General features: G+C 73.6%; 16 protein-coding genes and 3 pseudogenes. 6 read left to right on the forward strand and 13 right to left on the reverse strand.

All coding sequences use genetic code 11. The annotated features are described in order from the left end of the window. Positions 1-124: 124 nt before the first annotated feature. Entirely contained in the window at positions 125-2,422 is a 2,298-nt protein-coding gene (locus tag ACOBQU_RS35590; protein ID WP_423633098.1) for an ABC transporter substrate-binding protein, read from the reverse strand. Positions 2,423-2,790: 368 nt separating this feature from the next. On the opposite strand from ACOBQU_RS35590, the gene ACOBQU_RS35595 reads away from it, so the two are divergent. The 3 genes and pseudogenes from ACOBQU_RS35595 to ACOBQU_RS35605 all read left to right on the forward strand — a co-directional run. Beyond that, the gene (locus tag ACOBQU_RS35595) at positions 2,791-3,930 is read left to right on the forward strand and encodes an abortive phage infection protein (protein ID WP_423633099.1); all 1,140 of its coding nucleotides are present in this window, start codon (positions 2,791-2,793) and stop codon (positions 3,928-3,930) included. 173 nt (positions 3,931-4,103) lie between these two features. Next, positions 4,104-4,358 carry an EF-hand domain-containing protein gene (locus tag ACOBQU_RS35600; protein WP_423633101.1) on the forward strand — a complete coding sequence of 85 codons (255 nt, stop codon included), beginning with the start codon at positions 4,104-4,106 and terminating at the stop codon, positions 4,356-4,358. Positions 4,359-4,427: 69 nt separating this feature from the next. After that, positions 4,428-4,556, forward strand: a pseudogene (locus ACOBQU_RS35605) (RidA family protein); the annotation flags it as partial. Between the two features lie 67 nt (positions 4,557-4,623). Here the strand turns inward: ACOBQU_RS35605 and sph are convergent. Both sph and ACOBQU_RS35615 read right to left on the reverse strand, forming a co-directional pair. After that, the gene (gene sph / locus ACOBQU_RS35610) at positions 4,624-5,589 is read right to left on the reverse strand and encodes a sphingomyelin phosphodiesterase (RefSeq protein ID WP_423634930.1); all 966 of its coding nucleotides are present in this window, start codon (positions 5,587-5,589) and stop codon (positions 4,624-4,626) included. A 327-nt stretch (positions 5,590-5,916) separates the two neighbouring features. Then, positions 5,917-6,855 carry a hypothetical protein gene (locus ACOBQU_RS35615; RefSeq protein ID WP_423633103.1) on the reverse strand — a complete coding sequence of 313 codons (939 nt, stop codon included), beginning with the start codon at positions 6,853-6,855 and terminating at the stop codon, positions 5,917-5,919. A 233-nt stretch (positions 6,856-7,088) separates the two neighbouring features. On the opposite strand from ACOBQU_RS35615, the gene vph reads away from it, so the two are divergent. Next, on the forward strand, positions 7,089-7,988 hold the full coding sequence (vph, locus tag ACOBQU_RS35620) for a viomycin phosphotransferase (protein WP_423633105.1): 900 nt from the start codon (positions 7,089-7,091) through the stop codon (positions 7,986-7,988). A 69-nt stretch (positions 7,989-8,057) separates the two neighbouring features. Continuing rightward, positions 8,058-8,660: a nitroreductase family protein gene (locus ACOBQU_RS35625; protein ID WP_423633107.1), complete on the forward strand. Its 603-nt coding sequence runs from the start codon at positions 8,058-8,060 to the stop codon at positions 8,658-8,660. Between the two features lie 73 nt (positions 8,661-8,733). Here the strand turns inward: ACOBQU_RS35625 and ACOBQU_RS35630 are convergent, their stop codons facing one another. Continuing rightward, complete coding sequence (locus tag ACOBQU_RS35630; RefSeq protein WP_423633109.1) at positions 8,734-9,453, reverse strand: SDR family NAD(P)-dependent oxidoreductase; 720 nt, start codon at positions 9,451-9,453, stop codon at positions 8,734-8,736. Positions 9,454-9,558: 105 nt separating this feature from the next. Between ACOBQU_RS35630 and ACOBQU_RS35635 the strand changes: the two genes are divergently transcribed. Continuing rightward, positions 9,559-10,128: a MarR family winged helix-turn-helix transcriptional regulator gene (locus ACOBQU_RS35635; protein ID WP_423634932.1), complete on the forward strand. Its 570-nt coding sequence runs from the start codon at positions 9,559-9,561 to the stop codon at positions 10,126-10,128. 318 nt (positions 10,129-10,446) lie between these two features. Here the strand turns inward: ACOBQU_RS35635 and ACOBQU_RS35640 are convergent, their stop codons facing one another. The 9 genes and pseudogenes from ACOBQU_RS35640 to ACOBQU_RS35680 form a co-directional block, all read right to left on the reverse strand. Then, positions 10,447-12,018, reverse strand: a complete 1,572-nt coding sequence (locus ACOBQU_RS35640; protein WP_423633111.1) for a SulP family inorganic anion transporter — start codon at positions 12,016-12,018, stop codon at positions 10,447-10,449. Between the two features lie 11 nt (positions 12,019-12,029). After that, a complete protein-coding gene (locus ACOBQU_RS35645; RefSeq protein WP_423633113.1) occupies positions 12,030-12,632 on the reverse strand; it encodes a carbonic anhydrase in 603 nt (200 codons plus the stop codon). A gap of 90 nt (positions 12,633-12,722) precedes the next feature. Beyond that, positions 12,723-13,199, reverse strand: a complete 477-nt coding sequence (locus tag ACOBQU_RS35650) for a hypothetical protein (RefSeq protein ID WP_423633115.1) — start codon at positions 13,197-13,199, stop codon at positions 12,723-12,725. Between the two features lie 5 nt (positions 13,200-13,204). Further along, a pseudogene (locus ACOBQU_RS35655) lies at positions 13,205-14,463 on the reverse strand (MFS transporter). A gap of 125 nt (positions 14,464-14,588) precedes the next feature. After that, a complete protein-coding gene (locus ACOBQU_RS35660; protein ID WP_423633116.1) occupies positions 14,589-15,137 on the reverse strand; it encodes a hypothetical protein in 549 nt (182 codons plus the stop codon). A 50-nt stretch (positions 15,138-15,187) separates the two neighbouring features. Next, positions 15,188-16,455 (reverse strand): annotated as a pseudogene (locus ACOBQU_RS35665) (hypothetical protein). A 96-nt stretch (positions 16,456-16,551) separates the two neighbouring features. Continuing rightward, positions 16,552-16,704, reverse strand: coding sequence for a hypothetical protein (locus ACOBQU_RS35670; RefSeq protein WP_423633118.1), 153 nt, complete (start codon positions 16,702-16,704; stop codon positions 16,552-16,554). 233 nt (positions 16,705-16,937) lie between these two features. Further along, positions 16,938-17,168 (reverse strand): hypothetical protein, encoded by a 231-nt coding sequence (locus ACOBQU_RS35675; RefSeq protein WP_423633120.1) that lies wholly within the window; start codon positions 17,166-17,168, stop codon positions 16,938-16,940. Continuing rightward, positions 17,168-18,277, reverse strand: a complete 1,110-nt coding sequence (locus ACOBQU_RS35680; protein WP_423633122.1) for a hypothetical protein — start codon at positions 18,275-18,277, stop codon at positions 17,168-17,170. Before ACOBQU_RS35680 ends, ACOBQU_RS35675 begins: the two co-directional genes overlap by 1 nt. Between the last annotated feature and the right edge of the window lie 5 nt (positions 18,278-18,282).

An 18,282-nucleotide genomic window follows, 5' to 3' on the forward strand; every position in this document is an offset into this window, starting at 1 on the left:
GCCCCCCACCGCTGCCGGGCGTCCGCACGGTCGTACGCGCGCAGGAACTCCCTCGCCTCGGTGGCCGAACGGCCCGCGATGCGGGCCAGCTCGGGGGCGGAGCCGTGCGAGGTGTAGTACAGGCTCAGGCCCGGGAAGCGGTCCTTGGGGGCACGCCCTGCAGCAGGGAGTTGGTGACGTCGTCGCCGCCCAGCACGGTCAGGTGCCGACAGGTGCCGCTGAGCCGGTTCATCTCGTCGAGGAACGCCGTGAACTGGCTGGCCCGCGCCGTCCACACCACCACCGTGCGCGGCGTCCTGCGGACCGCCTGGCACATCCGCTGGGCCAGGTCGGGGGCGCTCGCTGCGAGGGAGCCGCGCACAGCGTTGGGCAGCCGCGCGCCGCCCGCGTCGCCCTGCGGGGTGTGCTCCCACACGGTGGCCGGGGTCCGCCCCAGGGACCTCAGGAACTCCCGGGTCAGGTCGTCGCTGTAGAGGTCGGTGGGGTCGGTGACCAGCTCGACGCGCTCGGCGGTGGCGCGGCCGCCGTCCACCGTCTTCGCGTACCGCACGAAGTCCGCCATGACCTGCGCGAGCCGGGCGTTGGTGGGCGCCAGCTGGTAGTAGTACGGGCGGCCGGTGCGCAGCAGGTCCACGGCGGTGCCGGAGGTGCCCACCATGGGCAGGCCCGCCTCGTTGAGGACCTCGATGGCCTTGACCGTGCCCGGCCTGCTCTGCCCGAGGCCGACGACGCCCACGACGCCCGGGTCGCGCCGGGCGAGCTGGGCGATCTGCTCGGCCACCCGCTCGGCGTCCTGGAACCGGTCGCCCGCGTTCGCGGTCAGCACGCGCAGCGGCACGCGGTCGTGGCTGTCCCGGGCGAGTTCGTTGATCCGGGCCTGGGCGAGGGCGAGGCCGCGCAGCTCGGGCAGGGTGCCGCCGCGCACCGGGTCCTCGGCTCCGGCTCCGCCGCTGAACGGGCCGAGGTAGACGACGGTGCGGTGCCGCACGCCGTCCCCGTCCCGCGTCGCCGTGTCGACGGCGCTGTTCTGCTTCTCGATGATCTCCAGGACCTGGCGGACGGCCTGCTCCTCCTGGCTCCTGCCGAACCCCTTGGCGGCCTCCGCCACGCCCACGCAGGCGCCGTCGGTCCCCAGGAACGTCTTCCCCGCGCAGGGGTCCCCGTCCTTGCCCCGGTCGAGCGGCGGGAACGCGGTCAGCGAGGCGAGGACGACGAACCCCGCCGCGAGGCACCCGACGGTCCCGGCCAGTTCGGTGCCCGGCGAGAAGCGGTGCACCGGTGGCACGGGCCGGGGGTGGCCGTTCAGCCAGTACTCCGCCTCGGCGTCGTCGGGCGCCGTCTCGGCCGGTGCCGGCACCGTCATCCCGCTGGGCTGCTCGGGGTGCATCCCCTGATCCAGGATCACGATCAGGTCGTTGCCCGCCTGCTTCAGATCGGCCGGGGTCATGTCAGGCACGCGCGTGGCGAGCGACCGCGCACCGGCCGCCACCAGGAACACCGAGGTGATGCCGAGCTGCGCGGTCACCGTCCGCAGCTCCCGTACGAAGCGCTGCGCGCGGGACTCCGCGGGGCCCAGCTCCTCGAAGAACACCACGAACCGCGTCGTGCGGCGCCGCCGCCAGGGGTTGAACCGGTGGGGGCGGGCCGCCGCGTCCAGGTCGGTGAGCAGCGCGTGCATCAGGACGCGGTCGATCTGCTCCGGGCCGATCGGCGGTCGGCCGCCCGCGCCGCCCGGTACGAGGTCGAGGGCGGAGTGGAAGAAGTCCGACGGCGGCACGCCGTGCTGGTGCCGGTACCACTCGAAGTACCAGCGGCGGTTGCGGCCGCTGCCGAGCATGCGGCGCTTGGACCGCAGCGCGAACAGGGCGCATGGCAGCCGCTGGAACAGCGGCCCCGACAGGAAGTTCCACAGCACCCCGACGATCCCGGCGCCGCCCGTCCGGTCCCCGCCGTGCTGGTCCCCGCCCCCGAGCTGCCAGAGGGCGCTGGACAGCGGCGAGCACTGGCGGTGCACGGCGTAGCAGTGCTCGCGCAGCGCCCGCCAGCGCTGCGCCTGCTGTCCCGTGAGGTGCGGGGCGCTCAGGACCGCGTGCAGCAGCCGGTAGCCGGGCAGCTTGAGGGTGCCCGTGCGGGGCGGCATGGAGACCGCAAGCTGCGCCGTGATCTCCTCGAACAGCTCCAGGTGCGGTGCGTCGTGGTGCTCCGGCGCGGTGGCGACGTACGCGTGCGGCGCGAGCGCGCCGCCCTCGCCGCGCAGCCGGGCCCGCAGCCCCTTGACGATCCGGCGCCCCGCGAACCCGCCGACCTCCTCGGTGAGCAGCACCGCGGGGAGCCTGGTCCGGTTGCGCCGCGGCTGCACCACCACCTTGTCGAACGCCTCGACGAATCGGCCCATGCCCGCGTACGGCGGAATGCGGTCCATCGGTCCCCCAAGCTGTGCTGTCGCCTGCCCCCTGTGTCTCCGATGCGTTCCCGGGGAGCCGGCGTGCGCCCGAGCCTAGCCCAACTACCCGTAGATCAGGGGCAGTTGGGGCATGCGAGGGCCTTGGATACGAGAACGCCGAGCCCGACGGGGTAGTACGCGTCGGCGCAAGCGCCCACGCCGGGCGCGCGGAGGAGGACGGCGACGGCCGGGCCCCGGGCCCTACCTCGGTGGGCCCCGCGCGGCGGTGCGGCGCGACTTTGGATACCGCCGGGAGGACCAATGGCCGATGATCCGCCCGCCGCCCCCGAGCCACGCTGAGGGCGACCCAGTGACAACGGCGGGAGCACATGATGGGCAAGGAAGGCATGACCAGGGGCGGCTTCCTGACCGGCGCGGCGGCGGTCGGCGCCGCCGCGGTGGTGGGGACGGGCCTGACCGGCCCGGCGGCGGCCGCGCCGCGCCCCGACGCGGAGCGGGACACCGCCCACCGGGGGCTCGCCTACCGGGGCGTGATGTACGAGTGCGCGGACGACGACACCCCGGACACCGCGTGGAACCGCACCCGGATGCGCGCCGACCTGCGCGCTATCGACCGGGACCTGCACGCCAACTCCGTCGTCGCGTACGGCACCGGCGTGGAGCGCCTGGCCGCCACCGCCGCGGAGGCGGCGGGGCGCGGGCTGCACGTATGGCTCCAGCCGCGCCTGGGCGACGTACCGGAGCGCGAGATCCTCGACCACCTGGCGGAGACCGGACGGGAGGCGGAGCGGCTGCGGCGGCAGGGCGCGCGGGTGTACCTGAGCGTGGGGTGCGAGTTCGTGCTGTTCGTCCCCGGCATCGTGCCGGGCGCCGACACGCTGGAGCGGATCGACAACATGCTCAACGGCAACTGGGATCCCGAGAAGGCCCAGCGCAAGCTCGACCGGTTCATCCCGCTGGCCGCGCGGACCGCGCGCCAGGTGTTCCACGGGCCCCTCACCTACGGCTCCGCGCACGGCGACGTCGTCGACTGGGACCTGTTCGACGTCGTGGGCGTCAACTACTACGGGTACCACGCCGACCCGCGGGGCTACGCGCGCGACCTCGCCCCGTACCGGAAGTGGCGCAAGCCCGTGGCCATCACCGAGTGCGGCACCTGTACGTTCGAGGGCGCACCCGAGGCGGGCGGCATGGGCTGGAACGTCATCGACTACGACAAGCCCAAGCCGGAGGTGCTGCCCGGCCGTGTGCGCAGCGAACGCACCCAGGCCCGGTATCTGACGCAGGTCCTGAACGTGTTCGAGGAGCTGGACCTGCACGCGGCGATGGTGTACGAGTTCGTGTCCCCGGGCAATCCGCACCGCCGGGAGCGCCGCTACGACCTGGACATCGCCAGCTACAGCCTCACCAAGGCGATCTGGAAGACCGAGGACGAGCCGACGGCGCGCTGGCACTGGGAGCCCAAGGAGTCCTTCCACGCAGTGGCCCGGCACTTCGCCCGTGCGGGCCGCGCGGGGAACCGGTAGCCGCTACGGGGCGTTGTCGTTCGTGAGCCGGGCGGCGACCCGCCCGGCGCGCGCGGAGCGACACCAGACAGCTGACTGACGACCACATGACGACTGGCTCATGACGGCCTGACCCATGACGACGACCTGACGCACGACGACCTGACTTATGACGACTGACTAGGAACCACAGGATGAGCGAGAAGGCCCGAAAGCTGTTCGAGGCGCTGGACCTCGATGCGAACGGCACCCTGACCCGCGACGAGGTGATCGTGGCGCTGCGCACCAAGGGCCCGACCCTGGCCGCGTCCGGGGACCTGCCGTTCTGGGGGCTCGGGGACGTGGACGACTCCTCGGCGCTGTTCGACGCCGCCGACCAGAACGGGGACGCGGTGCTGACCCTGGAGGAGTTCTCCGCGGTGGTGGACCGCCGCTTCGGCTGGCGCTGAGCTGCTGGGCCGCCTCGGGGCGACCCGGTCACGGAAAAGTGCGTTGCCCCACGTCGGCGACGGCTTTCCCAGGGCGCCCGGCGGGCCGCGGCGAGGCTGGGCGTCACTCCGGTGCCGCCGGGCACGCTCATCGGCGTCGCCGCCCTGGACGTGCCCGACCACCTGGTCGAGATCGAGGCGACCGCGGTCATCGACTGACCGGGCCGTGGCCGTGGGCGCCCGGGCCCGACCGGGAGGGGTCCGGGCGCCCGACGGCCGCGCCTGGCTAGCCGCCCACCACCGGGTAGTGGTCGGAGAGGTTGGTGTACGTGTACTCCTTGCCCCAGCTCGACACGGTCCAGGGGGCGCTCTGCTCCTTGACCACGTCGTTGTGCCAGTCGGCGGGGCGGACGTGGCCCTTGCGGTGCAGGACGTAGTCCAGGTCCTCGCGGGGGTCGTTCGGGTAGCGCTCGGCGGCGATGGAGTTGTCCCGGGTGTCGAACGAGTACGGGTGTCCGGTGCGCGCGTCGGCCGGGGCGAGCCCGGCGTCGTCGAGCATCGAGCCGTGCTCGGCGCTGTGCGAGTCGACGTTGAAGTCGCCCGCCACCATGACCTGTTCGTCGGCGGGGATGTGCTTGGCGTCCAGGAACGCGTCCAGCTCCTTGAACTGCTTCGCGCGTGTCGCCGCGGCCTCGCCCGCCTTGCAGCCGGGGTCGGTCGACTGGGTGTGCGTGCCGACGACGTGCACCTTGGTGCCGTTGACGTCGAGGACGGTGTAGACGAACCCCTTGTTGGAGAAGTAGTCCCCGCCGCAGGCGTCCTTGTAGACGTACTGCTCCTTGCGCACGATCGGCCACTTGCTGAGGACGGTCACCCCGCCGTCCTCGGGGGTGAGCGCCGAGTAGGCGCCGCCGGTGGCGTCCCAGCCGGACTTGCTACGGCCCAGGACCGGCGTCTGGTGCGGGTACTGCGCCGCCGCGGTGCGCAGGAGGGTGTCGGAGGCGGAGTTGTCGAACGCCTCCTGGAGGACGACGACGTCGTTGCCCCGGAAGAAGCCGGTGGCCGGTATCTCCTTGGCGCGGTGGTCCTGGCCCCAGTTCGGGTAGAGGGTCTTGCTGAAAATGAAGGCGTTGTACGTGAGCACCTTCAGGCGCGGGGTCTCGGCGGCCGCCGCGGTCGGGGCCGTCGCGGCCAGCGCGGCCGTCGCGGCGAGGGTCACGGCGACGGCACCGCCGAGGAACGTACGCGGCATGGGGTGGGGCACGGGGTTGTCTCCCTGTGGGGGGTGGGGTGGAACCGGCGGGTAACACCGGCGCGGGTCATCAAAGGCGGCGTCGGTAACGGCGGGTTGACGTGCGGGTGATGCGGGATCGACTCCTGGGCTGCCGCCCGGCGCGCGCCGGGCCGGGGCGGGACCACGCGCGGGATGGCGGTCCCGCGGACATGTGTCCCGTCCGGAGGGGTGAGCTGAGGATGTCCTCTGTGTGTGCCGGGCGTGTGTGCCGGGCGGTGTGTGCTGGGTGTGTGTCCGGGCGTGTGTCCCGGGCGGTGTGGGAGCCGCCGGGAACACGCGCGCGGTTCAGTTCCCGGCCGCTGTCGCCTCCGCCGTGTCCTCGGCCTGCTCCTGCTGGACGGGCTGCTCGGCCGACTGGTCCGCCGACTGTGCCGCCGGTGGGGTTGCCGGTGGGGTCGCCGACTCCTGTGCCGGTTCCCGGGACCGATCCGGCGCCGCCGCGGTCTCGGTCGAGGTGTAGAAGACGGAGTTGTCCTGCTTGGACCGCTGGGCCTGGCCCCGGGCGACCAGGTTCTCCAAGGTGGTGCGGATCACCGTGGTCTTGACCGTGCGCTCGGGGTGGTCCTGGGAGAGCGCGCTGGTGACCTGCGCGGCCGACCGCGGCTCGCTCTGCGCGGCCAGATGGGCGCGCACCAGCTCCACGAGCGTGGGCTGCGCGGGGGCCTTGGCCCGGGGGGTCGCGGCCTTCTTGCGCGTGGTGCGCTTCGGGCGGGCGGTCGCCTTCCGCGGCGCGGGCACCTTCGCGGCGCGGTCGGCCGCCTTCTTCTTCTGGTCCTTCTTCTTGTGGGCGGGTCCACCCTCGGAGGCTTCGCTCTTGGGGGCTTCCCCCTCGGGAGCCCCGCTCTTGGCGGTGTCGCTCTTGGCGGTGCCGGACTTGGCGGTCCGGCTCTTGGCCGGACGCCTCTTGGGTGCCGCCTCCTTCTTGGCGGCCCCGTCCTGCTTGACGGGCCCTTCGTTCTTGGTGGTCCCTTCGCCCTTGGTGGCCGCTTCCTCCGCGGCGGCCGCTTCGCTCTGGGGCGCCGCTTCGGTGGACTCGCTGTCCAAAAGGTGGCGCATCTTCACGAGCAGTTCGTGGTCGCTGCGCAGGGTCTCCAACTGCGCCTGGAGCGCCTGTACTTCCGTACGGATACGTTCCTGCTCGCTGACATTGCGTTCGAGGTCTGCCCCGAGCTGTGCGGCGTACTGGTCAGTGAGCCTGGTGGGCTCGGTATGGGTGTCGGACAAGGTGCCACCTCTCCTCAGTTCGGGTGTGGTGTGGGCGGATACTACTCGCATAAATCACGCCATGATCCTGCCCGGGTGATAAAGGCTGACACCAAGAGGTGGATTGACCCCTGTTGCCGTGTCCAGGGCGTGAGTTGGGCGTTCCGCGCCGCTGTTCATTGTCGCGTCGGTCAGTCGGTGATCAGTAGGGTTGCCACGGAAGAGGTACAGGGAAAGGGAGAGTTCACCCCGTCATGGGAATCGTCGAGACGCACCGGGACTTGTTGACGCGATTGCTTCCGGGGGACGGAGTGGAACAACTCGCCGTCCATGAAGGGCAGTTCCATCACGTCGTGATCGGATCGGACCGCGTGGTGTGTTTCCCGCGTACCGCCGCGGCGGCCAAGAGGCTGCCCGACCGGGCCGCCCTATTGCACACCCTGGCGGACGTCGGCATCGGATTCCGTACACCCAGACCGCTGTTCGAAGAATCCGGTGACGTTTCGCGAGAATCCAGTGAAGGGCCGGGCCCGGCGTCGGATGTGCCGTACCTCGTGCTGAGCCGTGTGCCCGGGGCGCCGCTCGCCGAGGGGGTCCTCGACCGGCCCGAGGCGGCGGAGGCGGTGGCCCGGCAGTACGCCACCCTGCTGTCCCGGCTCGCGGAGGCAGGGCGGCGGGCGGAGGTGCGGGCGGCGCTGCCGTCGGCCGGGCAGGGGGAGTGGCGGAAGTTCGCGGCGGGCGTGCGCGCGGAGCTGTTCCCGCTGATGTCGGACGGCGGGCGACGGCGCGCCGAGCGTGAACTCGCCGCGCTCGACGGCCTGCCGCCGCACGCCTCCGCCGTGGTCCACGGCGACCTGGGCGGCGAGAACGTGCTGTGGGAGACCGTCGCCGGGCTGCCCCGGCTGAGCGGTGTCGTGGACTGGGACGAGGTCGGCATCGGCGACCCCGCGGAGGACCTGGCCGCCATCGGGGCGAGTCACGGCGACCGCCTCCTCGACCGGGTGCGTGTGCTCGGCGGCCTCACCGGTGACGACATGTCGACCCGCGTCGCGGCGATCCGCGCCACCTTCGCCCTGCAACAGGCGCTGTCCGCCGCCCGGGACGGCGACGAGGAGGAACTGGCGGACGGGCTCAGCGGCTACCGGGAGGGATGAGGACGGGAGGGGCCGTGTGTACGGCTCGGCCCTGGGCGGTGGCGGTCGCGCGTGGCAGGATCGGGCGGCATGGAGTTCTCCGAGGTGGTCCGCCGTCGCCGCATGATCCGGCACTACTCCGACAGGCCGCTGGCCCCTGAGGTGGTCGAGCGCGTGCTCGCCTCCGCGCTGCGGGCACCGTCCGCCGGGTTCTCGCAGGGCTGGGCCTTCCTGGCGCTGACCGACGCGGCCGACCGCGCCCGCTTCTGGCCGTTCGTCCCCACGCGCGTCGAGCAGACCCCGACCATGCAGGACGCCCCGCTGGTCGTCGTCCCGCTCGCCCACAAGGCCGCCTACCTCGACCGCTACGCCGAGCCGGACAAGGGCTGGGAGGACCGGGCCGAAGCCCGCTGGCCCGCGCCGTACTGGCACATCGACACGGGCATGGCCGCCCTGCTGATGCTGCTGACCGCCGTGGACGAGGGCCTGGGCGCCTGCTTCTTCGGCATCATGCCGGAGCATGTGGGGCCGTTCCGCGCGGAGTTCGGGGTCCCCGACGCGTACGCGCCCATCGGTGGCATCACGGTCGGCTACCGCGCGGACGACACACCCCCGCAGAGCGACCGCGTCGCGACCCGCCGACGCCCCGCGCGGGAGGTCATCCACCGGGGGCAGTGGGGGCGGCACGCATGACGACCCCTCCGCTCGCCGCGTCCGCGCGGAGCCGCGGCGGACGCGGCTAGCGGCCCCGGCCCGGCCAAGGAGGTCAACGCGTCGTGTGCGCCCCGCCGTTGACGTGCAGGACCTGGCCGGTGATGTGCCGGGCCGCCGGTGAGGCGAGGAAGGCGACGGTGGCCGCTATGTCGTCGGGGGTGCCCGCGCGGCCCGTCGCGGTGGCGGCCACCAACTGGTCGCGCCGCTCCGCCGTGAGTTTGTCCCGGAAGAACTCGGTGTCCGCGATGTAGCCGGGGGCGACCACGTTGGCCGTCACGCCCCGCGGGCCCAACTCCTGGGACAGGCTGATGTTCCACGTGGCGAGACCCGCCTTGGCCGCGCCGTACGACCCGGCCCCCTGGTCGGCGGCGATGGAGCCGATGTGCACGACGGCGCCGCCCTCGGCGAGGCGGTCCTCCAGGGCCTTGGTGGTCAGGGCGGCGGTGATCAGGTTGGCGTCGAGGTTGGCCCGGAAGTCGCGGGCGTAGGCGGCCAGGTCCGTCCTGCCGTCGGCGTCGAAGCCCGTGTTCCCGCCCGCGTTGTTGACCAGGACGTCGATGCCTTCGGGCAGCTCGCCGAGCAGCCGGGTCAGCTGATCGGGTTCGGTGTGGTCGCAGACCAGGGCGCGGGCGCCGGTCTCGTCGGCCAGCTCCTTGAGCGGGCCAAGGCGGCGGCCGGTGACCGTGACGCGGTCGCCCTGCCGCGCGAAGTGCCGCGCCACGGCCCGGCCGATGCCCGTGCCGCCGCCGGTGACCAGGATGTCGCGTGCCATAAGCTGTGCTCCGATCCAGTCGTTCAGGTCTAAATTTAGAGCTAAACGTAGCATGAGGGAGCCGCCGTGACGCAAGATCCACCGCCTGGGGTCCACCGGGACTCCGTGTCCGGAGCCGACGCCACCCGCTCGGTGAACGCCGCCGCGCACCGCTCCGTCGCGCGGGACATCGCCGAGGCCTGGCAGCGCGAGCGGCCCGGCACCCCGGTGTCCTCGATCGGCATCGTCACCCCGATCTGGCAGCTGGCGAAGCTCTTCGGCGACGACCGGCGCCGTGTGCTGGCCCGCGCCGGGGTCGACGCCGCCACCCTCGACCTGCTCAGCGTGCTGCGTCGCGGTGGACCGCCGTACACCCTGAACACCCGTGAGATCGGGCAGCGTTGCCTGGTGACGGCGGGTGCCGTCTCCCAGCGCGTGGCCCGCGCCGAACGCGAGGGCCTGGTCACCCGCCGCCCCGCGCGGGACCGCTCCCGCGCGGTCCTGGTCACCCTGACCCAGGCGGGCCACGACCTGGTCGAGGCGACCGTGGACCAGGTCCTGTACCGCGAGGCGGACCTGATCGGCTCGCTCACCCCCGAGCGGCAGGAGCAGCTCGCGGAGCTGCTGCGCGTCCTGCTCGACGACGTCCAGGACCGCCTCGGGGACCGGGGGATGGGCCAGGTGGGGCAGCTCTGAGGGCGGGGCATCCGGTACCGCGCACTGACGTGGCCGTGGCGCCGCGTACCCGCGTACCCGCGTACTTGCGGCCCCACGTACCCGCGTACGGCCCGGGCGCGATCGCTTCCGCGCCCGGGCCGTGCCCGTTGCTCGTGACCCGTCGGATGTGTCACCCGCGGGGCTTGTGTCACGTCGGGCGAGTCATCCGCCGGGCTCGCGACCGGCCGGATGACTCACCACCCCGCGGGAACGCGTGGCCCGCCGGGCAGGTCACCCGCCGGGGCCCGACGGGCCCGGAGACCCGTCGGGCTCGTCACCCACCCGGCGCGTCCCGCGTCACCCCCGCACCCCCGCGGCCTCCTTCCGCTCGGGGCGGGACTCCGAGCCGTCCGCGGGCGGTGGCGCCGCCGCGGCCTCGTCCTCGGCCGCGAGCACGGTCGTCCCGTGCCGTTCGGCCCAGCCCGACAGGGCCATGCCGCACGCGTGGTCCAAGTGCCGCAGGCCCGTCAGGTCCAGGCGCGTCGGGCGGTCCTGGGGCAGTGCCTCCAGCTGGTCGAGGATCTTCGGCAGCCGCAGGAACGTGGCGTTGCCGACCACCCGCACATGGACGGTGCCGGTGCCTTCGAGGCCGTCGACCTCCAGGTGCACGTGGGAGGTGTCCCACGCCGTCTTCACCACGGCCAGCGCCAGGCCGATGAGGACGCCCTCGAACATGTTGGTCGCCACGATCGCCAGCGCGGTCACGGCGAGGACCAGCGCCTCGCCGCGGTGCTCGCGCCACAGCGGCGCGAACTCGCTGACCGGGATGAGCTTCCAGCCCGCGTGCACCAGCACACCGGCGAGCGCCGCCACCGGGATGACGCCGAGCGCGGCCGGGAACGCCGCGGCGAACGCCAGCAGCCACACCCCGTGCAGCACCCGCGACGCCTTGGTCCTGGCCCCGGCCCGCACATTGGCGGAGCTGCGCACGATCACGGCGGTCATCGGCAGCGCGCCGAGCACCCCGCACACCGTGTTGCCCGCGCCCTGCGCCATCAGCTCCTTGTCGTAGTCGGTGCGCGGCCCGTCGTGCATGCGGTCCACGGCCGCCGCGCTGAACAGCGACTCCGCGGACGCGATCAGCGCGAAGGCCAGGATGGTGCCGAGCGCGCCGAGCAGCGCGCCGCCCTCCACCAGGGCGGAGAAGGCGTCACCGCCCGGCGGCTGCACGGAGTCGAGCAGTCCGTGCACCTCCACCTTCGCCACCGGCGGGTCGAAGGCGAACACGGCGAGCGTCGCGAGGGCGACCCCAGCGAGCGGCGCCGGAAGCGCCCGGGCGGCCCGCCGCCACTTCGGCCACAGCACCAGGACGGCGATGGTGCCGGTGCCGACGGCGAACGCGGCCAGGGCGTCGCCGGAACCGGCGGTGTCGGCCGCCAGCCGGGGCAGCTCGGCCAGCTTGTCCAGGCCGGACGCGGGCGCCTCGGCGTCGACGAGCGTGTACAGCTGCCCGGCGATCAGGACCAGGCCGATGCCCGCCAGCATGCCCTGGACCACCGCGACCGAGATCGCCCGGAACCAGCGGCCCAACTTCAGCGCGCCCATGGCGAGTTGCAGCAGCCCGGCGGCGAGCACGAGCGCGCCGAGCGCTTTGACGCCGTACTCCCGCACGGCCTCGTACACCAGGACCGTCAGTCCGGCGGCCGGGCCGCTGACCTGGAGGCTGCTGCCGGGCAGCAGACCGGCCACCAGGCCGCCGACGATGCCGGTGACCAGGCCGAGTTCGGCCGGTACGCCGGACGCGACGGCCACCCCCACGCACAGGGGGACGGCGACGAGGAAGACCACGACGGACGCGGTGAAGTCCGCGCGCAGTGTGGCGAGATCGGGTATGGAGCGTCGTTTCACGGTCGGATCAGTCGTCTTCACGGGTGGCGCCTTCACAGGGGGAGGAACAGGTCGGTCTCGGCGTGATGCGCCGCCACCAGGCCGGTGTGCACCTCGTAGTACCAGCCGTGCAGGCGCACCTCCCCGGCGTCGAGGCGCGAGCGGACGCAGGGGTAGTCGCGCAGCCGCCTGAGCTGTTCGCGCACATGGCGCTGTACGGCTGCGGCCACCGCGGGCCCGTCGTCGGCGGGCAGCTCGTCGGGCAGCTGCCGGTCCAGCCACTCCCGTACGGCGGGCAGCTCGGCGAGGTCCTCGCCGCGGGCCTTCGCGCCGACGGCACCGCAGTGCGAGTGGCCGCACACCACGACGTCGGCGACGCCGAGCACGCACATCGCGTACTCGATGGTGGCGGCCTCGGCCCCGGCGGGCGCGCCCTCCTCGTACGGCGGCACGGCGTTGCCCGCGGTGCGCAGCTCGAACAGGTCGCCCGGGCGGGCGCCGGTGATCAGGGACGGGACGACCCGGGAGTCGGAGCAGGTGATGAACAGGGCGAGCGGGGACTGTCCGGCGGCGAGGCGCCCGAACGTCTCCTGGTCCTCGCGCCGCCCGGCGATGCGGGCGGTGAGCCCGCGGGCATGCGTGATGAAGGTCTCCATGCCTGAGACGCCTCCTGAAGTGAGAGGTGAGGTGTCGTGCTGACGTGCGCGGTCATGGGCCGCGCAGGGGTGTGCGAGGTCGCGCGGATGTCAGGAGCGCGCGACACAGTGCAGGACGAGGACCTCCGCGCCCGGTCTGGTGGGCCGCGCCGCGGCGGGGCGTGGGCCGCGCGGTCCCGGCGGCGTGCGCGCGCTGGGTTCTCCGGGCGCGGGCCGGGCTCGGGTGGCGGCGGAGGTGTGCCGCTCCGAGGGGCTGTGGGTGCGACCGCGCGCGTGCTGCGGCGGTGGCTGGTGGGTCTCGCCGTCGGCGAGGGCGCGGTCCCGCGTTTCGGCGGTGGCCGCGGGCGGTTCGGGTGCGGCGAGCGCGGGGGGTGTCGCCGCCGCGCGGGGCGTGGCCGGGGTGGTGGCTGCGCCCGTGCTGCCGCACAGCAGGGACAGCAGGCACAGCAGGGCGATGCCGACGGTCGCGGCCCAGCGGCGCGGGCGCACCGACGTGCCGGGCGGGATGGGACGGCGTGGCGCCGGGCCCGGCCGGGCGTGCGCGGGGTCGGGGGCGGGGTGCGTCATGGCCGTCAGGGGGCCTCGGGGCCGGGGGCGTACGCGGAACGGGTGAGCAGGAGCACCGGCAGGACGGCGAGCGCGAGGACGCCGCCGCCGAACGCGAGCACGGGGAAGCCGCCGGACGCGGTGACCACGCCGGAGGCCATGCCGCCGGTGGCACCGGCGACGGCCATGCCCACGTCCACCAGGCCCTGCGTGGCGGCCCGGGTCCGCGGCGGCACCGCGGCGGTGACCATGGCCGTGCCGCTGACCAGGCCGAAGTTCCAGCCCACGCCGAGCAGGACGAGCGCCACGGCCAGGCCCGGCACCGCGTGCGGCGGCGCCAGGGCCGCCGTCGCTCCCGCACCGAGGAGCGTGACCCCGGACGCGGCGGCGACGGCGCGCGCCCCGAACCGGTCGACGAGCCGTCCCGTCAGCGGCGACGGCAGGAACATCGCCCCCACGTGCAGGGCGATGACCAGACCGGTCAGCTGGGTGCCGTGGCCGTGGGCCCGCATGTGGACCGGGGTCATCGTCATGACGGCGATCATCACGAGCTGGGTGAGCACCATGACGGCCGTGCCGGTGACGAGCCCCGCCCATCGGTGGGGGCTCCGGGCGTCCCGGCCGGGTCCGCCGGTGCGGAGTCCTCGTCGTACGCGGCCCGGGCGCGGGCCAGGAGCAGGGGGTCGGGCCGCAGGAAGCAGCCGAGGACCACGGCCGCCGCGGTGAAGGCGGCCACCGCGAGCAGGAAGGGGCCGGTGAGCCGGGGCAGGCCCCAGGCGTGGGCGGCCGAACCGGACAGGGTCACCAGGTTCGGGCCGGTGACGGCGCCGAGCGTGGTGGCGAGCAGCACCGTGCTGATGGCGCGGCCCCGGCGCTCGGGACGTGCCAGGTCGGCGCCCGCGTACCTGGCCAGGAGGTTCGTCGAGGTGCCCGCGCCGTAGACGACGAGGGAGACGAACAGCAGGGGCGCGCTGTCCGCGGCGGCGGCGCCGACCACGCCGAGGCTGCCGAGCGCGCCCACCGCGTACCCGGCGGCGAGCCCCGGGCGGCGGCCCCAGCGCTGGCAGACCCGGCCCACGCCGACCGCGCCGAGCGCGGCGCCGCCGGTGAACAGGGCGGCGGGCAGCCCGGCGAGCGAGGTCGAGCCGAGCATCTCCTCGGCGAGCAGCGCGCCCACCGTGATGCCCGCGGCGAGCCCGGCGCCGCTGAGGACCTGGGACAGGACCAGGACGGTGAGGACGCGGCGCTGCTCGGGTGCGTCGGGCCCGGCGGGTGGGGCGGGCACCTGGGGTGCGTCGGGCCCGGCGGGTGGGGCGGGCGTACGGGGTCCGTCGGGGGTGGCGGGCTTGGTGAGGTCCGTGCCGGTGGGGCCCGGACGGGAGGTGGCGGCGTCGTCGCGTGTGTGCCCGTTCAACTGCCGCCCACCTCTTGGGGCGTGGCCGTCGGCGGCAGGGCGGGTATCTCCTCCAGCGCGCTGATCTCCTCCAGCGACATGCCGAGCCGTTCGTGCAGGAAGCGGACGATCGTCCAGTGCGGCAGGGCGCCCTCGTCGAAGGGGCCGAACTCCCGTACGTACAGCGGGATCCAGCGCAGCGCCTGCTCGATGGCCCGTTCTCTGCCCGGTTCGCGCTGGTAGTCCTCGTACGCGATGCTGCGGTGCTCGATGAAGAAGCCGCCCGGCAGCCGCTGTTCGCACAGGGCGCGGTACTCGCGGGTCTGGAGGATCAGGTAGTGCCAGATCTCGTCGATCTCCTGCTCCACGGGCAGGAAGAGGCCGCTGAGCCGGTCGGGGTGGCGGGAGACGAGGTGGAGGTAGCGCAGACACTCCGTGACCTGGCGCTCGACGTACGCGCGCGGGGCGTCGGTCGTCGCGGTGAAGTGGTCCACCACTTCGGCGTGCAGGGACTCGTCGAGCAGGCCCGCCACGGCGTCGGCGGACACGGTGGGCTGCGTGGTCATGGTGCTCCCGGAGGACGGTGGTGGAGGTGGCGCGGAGGGAGGGGCGGGCTTCACAGGCCCAGGGGGTCCTGGGGGTCCCGGGCGAGCCAGGCGTACTTGCCGGACGCTCCGATGGGGAGGTGCTCGCGGTGCTCCAAGGAGCTGTCCAGCGCGGTGAGTTGGGCGACTCCGTGGCGCAGCGCCTCGGCTTCGGCGGGGAGAGCGGGGCGCCGTCGAAGGTGGTGTAGCGCAGCAGGGCGCGGGACGGGTCGCGGGCGTCGAGCTGGTGGACGAAGACGCGGGGCGAGGCGGCGGTGACCACGTCGTCGAGGTCGCCCTGCGCCACGGGGCCGTGCGGGGTCTTCAGGAGTTCCTTCTCGCGTCCGCAGAAGCGGGTGACGCGGGCCGGGTCCGGGGAGCCGTCGCAGGTGCGCACGCAGTCGCCCGAGCGGTAGCGGACCAGCGGCATGTGGGGGTTGCGGACGCTGGTGACGATCAGGCTGTACAGGCTGCCGCCGTCCGGCTCCACGGGCAGCAGCTCGACGCTCATCCCGTCCAGGTACGGGTGGTAGCGGCCGGTGCGGTCGCTGTAGAAGAGGTAGCCGAGTTCGGTGCTGCCGAACAGGTCGATGACCGGGCAGGGGAAGTGGTGCTGGAGGTAGCGCCGTACGTTGAGCGGGGTGTACTCGTAGGCGTGCACGATGCTCGCGGGGCGCGGGAAGTCGGACCACAGGCCCCAGGCGATGGCCTTGCGCACCAGGTGGGCGAGGTGGGGGCCCGAGCAGTCCAGGTGGTAGCGACCGCGCGGATGGGCGGCGCCCGCGGCGCGGATCTCGTCGATCATGCGGACGACGTCGGCGCGGTCCCACAGGGCCGGGTCGCGGCGCAGGTTGACGTAGCAGGTCCGCTCGTCGAGGCGGCGCTGGTCCAGGTCGGGCACCGGGTCCGGCGCGGCGTCGGGGCCGCCGCGCCTGCGGGCGTTGACGCGGGCGACGTGCTCGGTCGCGAGCACGGTGGTGAGGGAGACCCGCTGGCAGCCCTGGTGCCAGGTGTGGGCGATGTCCGGGTGCTCGCTCCACAGCCGGTAGTAGGAGCGCAGCAGGAAGTACGGCGGCCGGATGAGCTGCATCCGGGCGTGGTTGGTGCCCGTGGAGAGGACGAACTCGGCCTCGCCGGAGTCGAGGGCGGCGGCCAGCGCGGGCGTCATCCAGTTGCCGGGGAAGCCGCGGGCTATCTCCGGCTTCTCCAGGATGGGGAAGTGACCCCGTTCGACGGACGTCCGGTAGATCGGGATGTCCTTGACCTGGTCGACGACGTCGGCGCTTGGCTGACCGTTCATGACCACCCTTCGGGCTGTGGGGGCGTGGGGGCGGGCGGCCCGGCACGTGGAACGCGTGCCGGGCCGGTGGTCGCGAGGGCTGCTGGCGGTGCGGGTTCAGGAAATACAGCCGGACTTCGCCGAGGCGCTGATGCACCCGGACTTGTCCGCGCTGATGCAGCCGTCCTTGCCGGACGTCTTCGGCGAGTTCACGGCCGTCCACTGCTTCCAGACCTCGTCCTGGGCCAGCTTCGCGATGAGCTTCTCCATGGGGTACCTCCAGAGAAGGGGGAAGGGGGGAATGCGGCGCCTGACATGCGTGTTCGCCGCCGCAATCGAAGGTAAAAGCCGAGCCAAGCCGAAGTCAAAGGCTGGCAATGCGCATGGCTCAAAAACCGTTGGCGGCGACGCCTTTGGCTTGATCTTTTGGGGCGCGCGGGGCGCTATTCACTACCCCTTCACGGAAGTACCGCCAAAACCGCACGAGTCTGGGGTGCGGGGCGTCAGCGGGGGGCGTTCCCGTCCCCGGCCGTTCCCTCGCTGTTCCCGGCCGCTCCCTCGCCGCCCTCGGCCGTTTCCTGCCCGTCTCCGTCGTCCGTCCCCGCGTCCGCCGCCGCAGGCGTGGGCGGTGGTGTGGGAGCCGCCGCCCGCGTGTTGACGTACGTCGTCAACTGCCGCACCTGCCGCTCCAGGGCCTTGATGCGGTCCACGATGTCTTCGGGAAGGTTCGGCATCAGGGGGTCTCCACGGAGGTCGGGGCGTCCAGGGCTTCGAGGAAGAGCTCCGCCGACTCGGGGCGGCCCCGCTCGGGCGCGGTGACCTTGACGCCGATGACGCGGTACGACGCGTCGAGGCCCTCGCTGAACCACACGTCGCGGATCCGCAGGCGCACCGTCGTGCCGAGGAGCGTGGGCGTGGTGTCCGCGCTCAGGCGGACACGGATCGCCGGGATCACCACCGGGCCGCTGAGGGCGGCCAACTCGGCGCGGGCGAGGGCGTTCAGGGCCGCCTTGGCGGTGACGTTGCTGTGGTCGGACGTGGTGTCGAGGCGCGGGTAGCCGCCCGCGATCAGGGACTGCGCCACCATCTCGTCGGAGATGACGGGGCGCTGGGCGCCCTCGGGGGTGCCGCCCCGGGCGCGCGCGGTGGTGCCGCCGCGCGTCGCGTCCCGGGGGAAGGAGTACGTGAGGATGTCGCCCGGCAGGTCAAGGACCGTGGTGCCCGTGCCGATCCGCAGCCGCGGCGAGCCGAACAGCAGCCGCTTGGCGCGCTCGCCCGTCGCCGGATCCCGGTAGACGCTCACCACGTACTCGAACCCCGGCTCCATGGCCGCCAGTTGGGAGACGGCCTCCTCCAGCAGCGTCTCGTCGCCGTCCTGGTAGGCCACCGTGCGCGGGGTGCCCGGCGGCGCGGGGGCGTAGCCGACGCCGATGTGGCCGCCGGGCGCCGCCTGGATGTGCTCCCACAGGCGGCGCACGATGGTGAGGTCGTCGGTGTCGGTGAAGGTCAGGTTCTGCCGGATGTGGCGGCGGGCCGCGTAGGAGTCGAACGTGGCGGCCTGGAGGGCGACGGTGACCTGGCCCTGCTCGTCCATGGCCGGGGTGAGCGTCCAGACGATGCCGCCCCAGCAGACCTGGTCGCCGCGCTCCAGGTAGACGGCGGTGCGGCCCTCCAGGATCTGCCGGACCCGCTCGGCCACGCGCCGGTTGGGCACCGGCAGGGTGGCGCTCAGCGACCCCGGCTTGCCGATGTAGTCGTCGAACTCCAGGCCCTGGAGCGGCAGGACGTCGATGGGGGTGTTGGTGCGCAGGTCGGCGAAGTAGGCCAGGTAGGGGCTGTCCATCGCCG

Source organism: Streptomyces sp. G45 (genome assembly GCF_049542095.1).
Classification (GTDB): Bacteria; Actinomycetota; Actinomycetes; order Streptomycetales; family Streptomycetaceae; genus Streptomyces.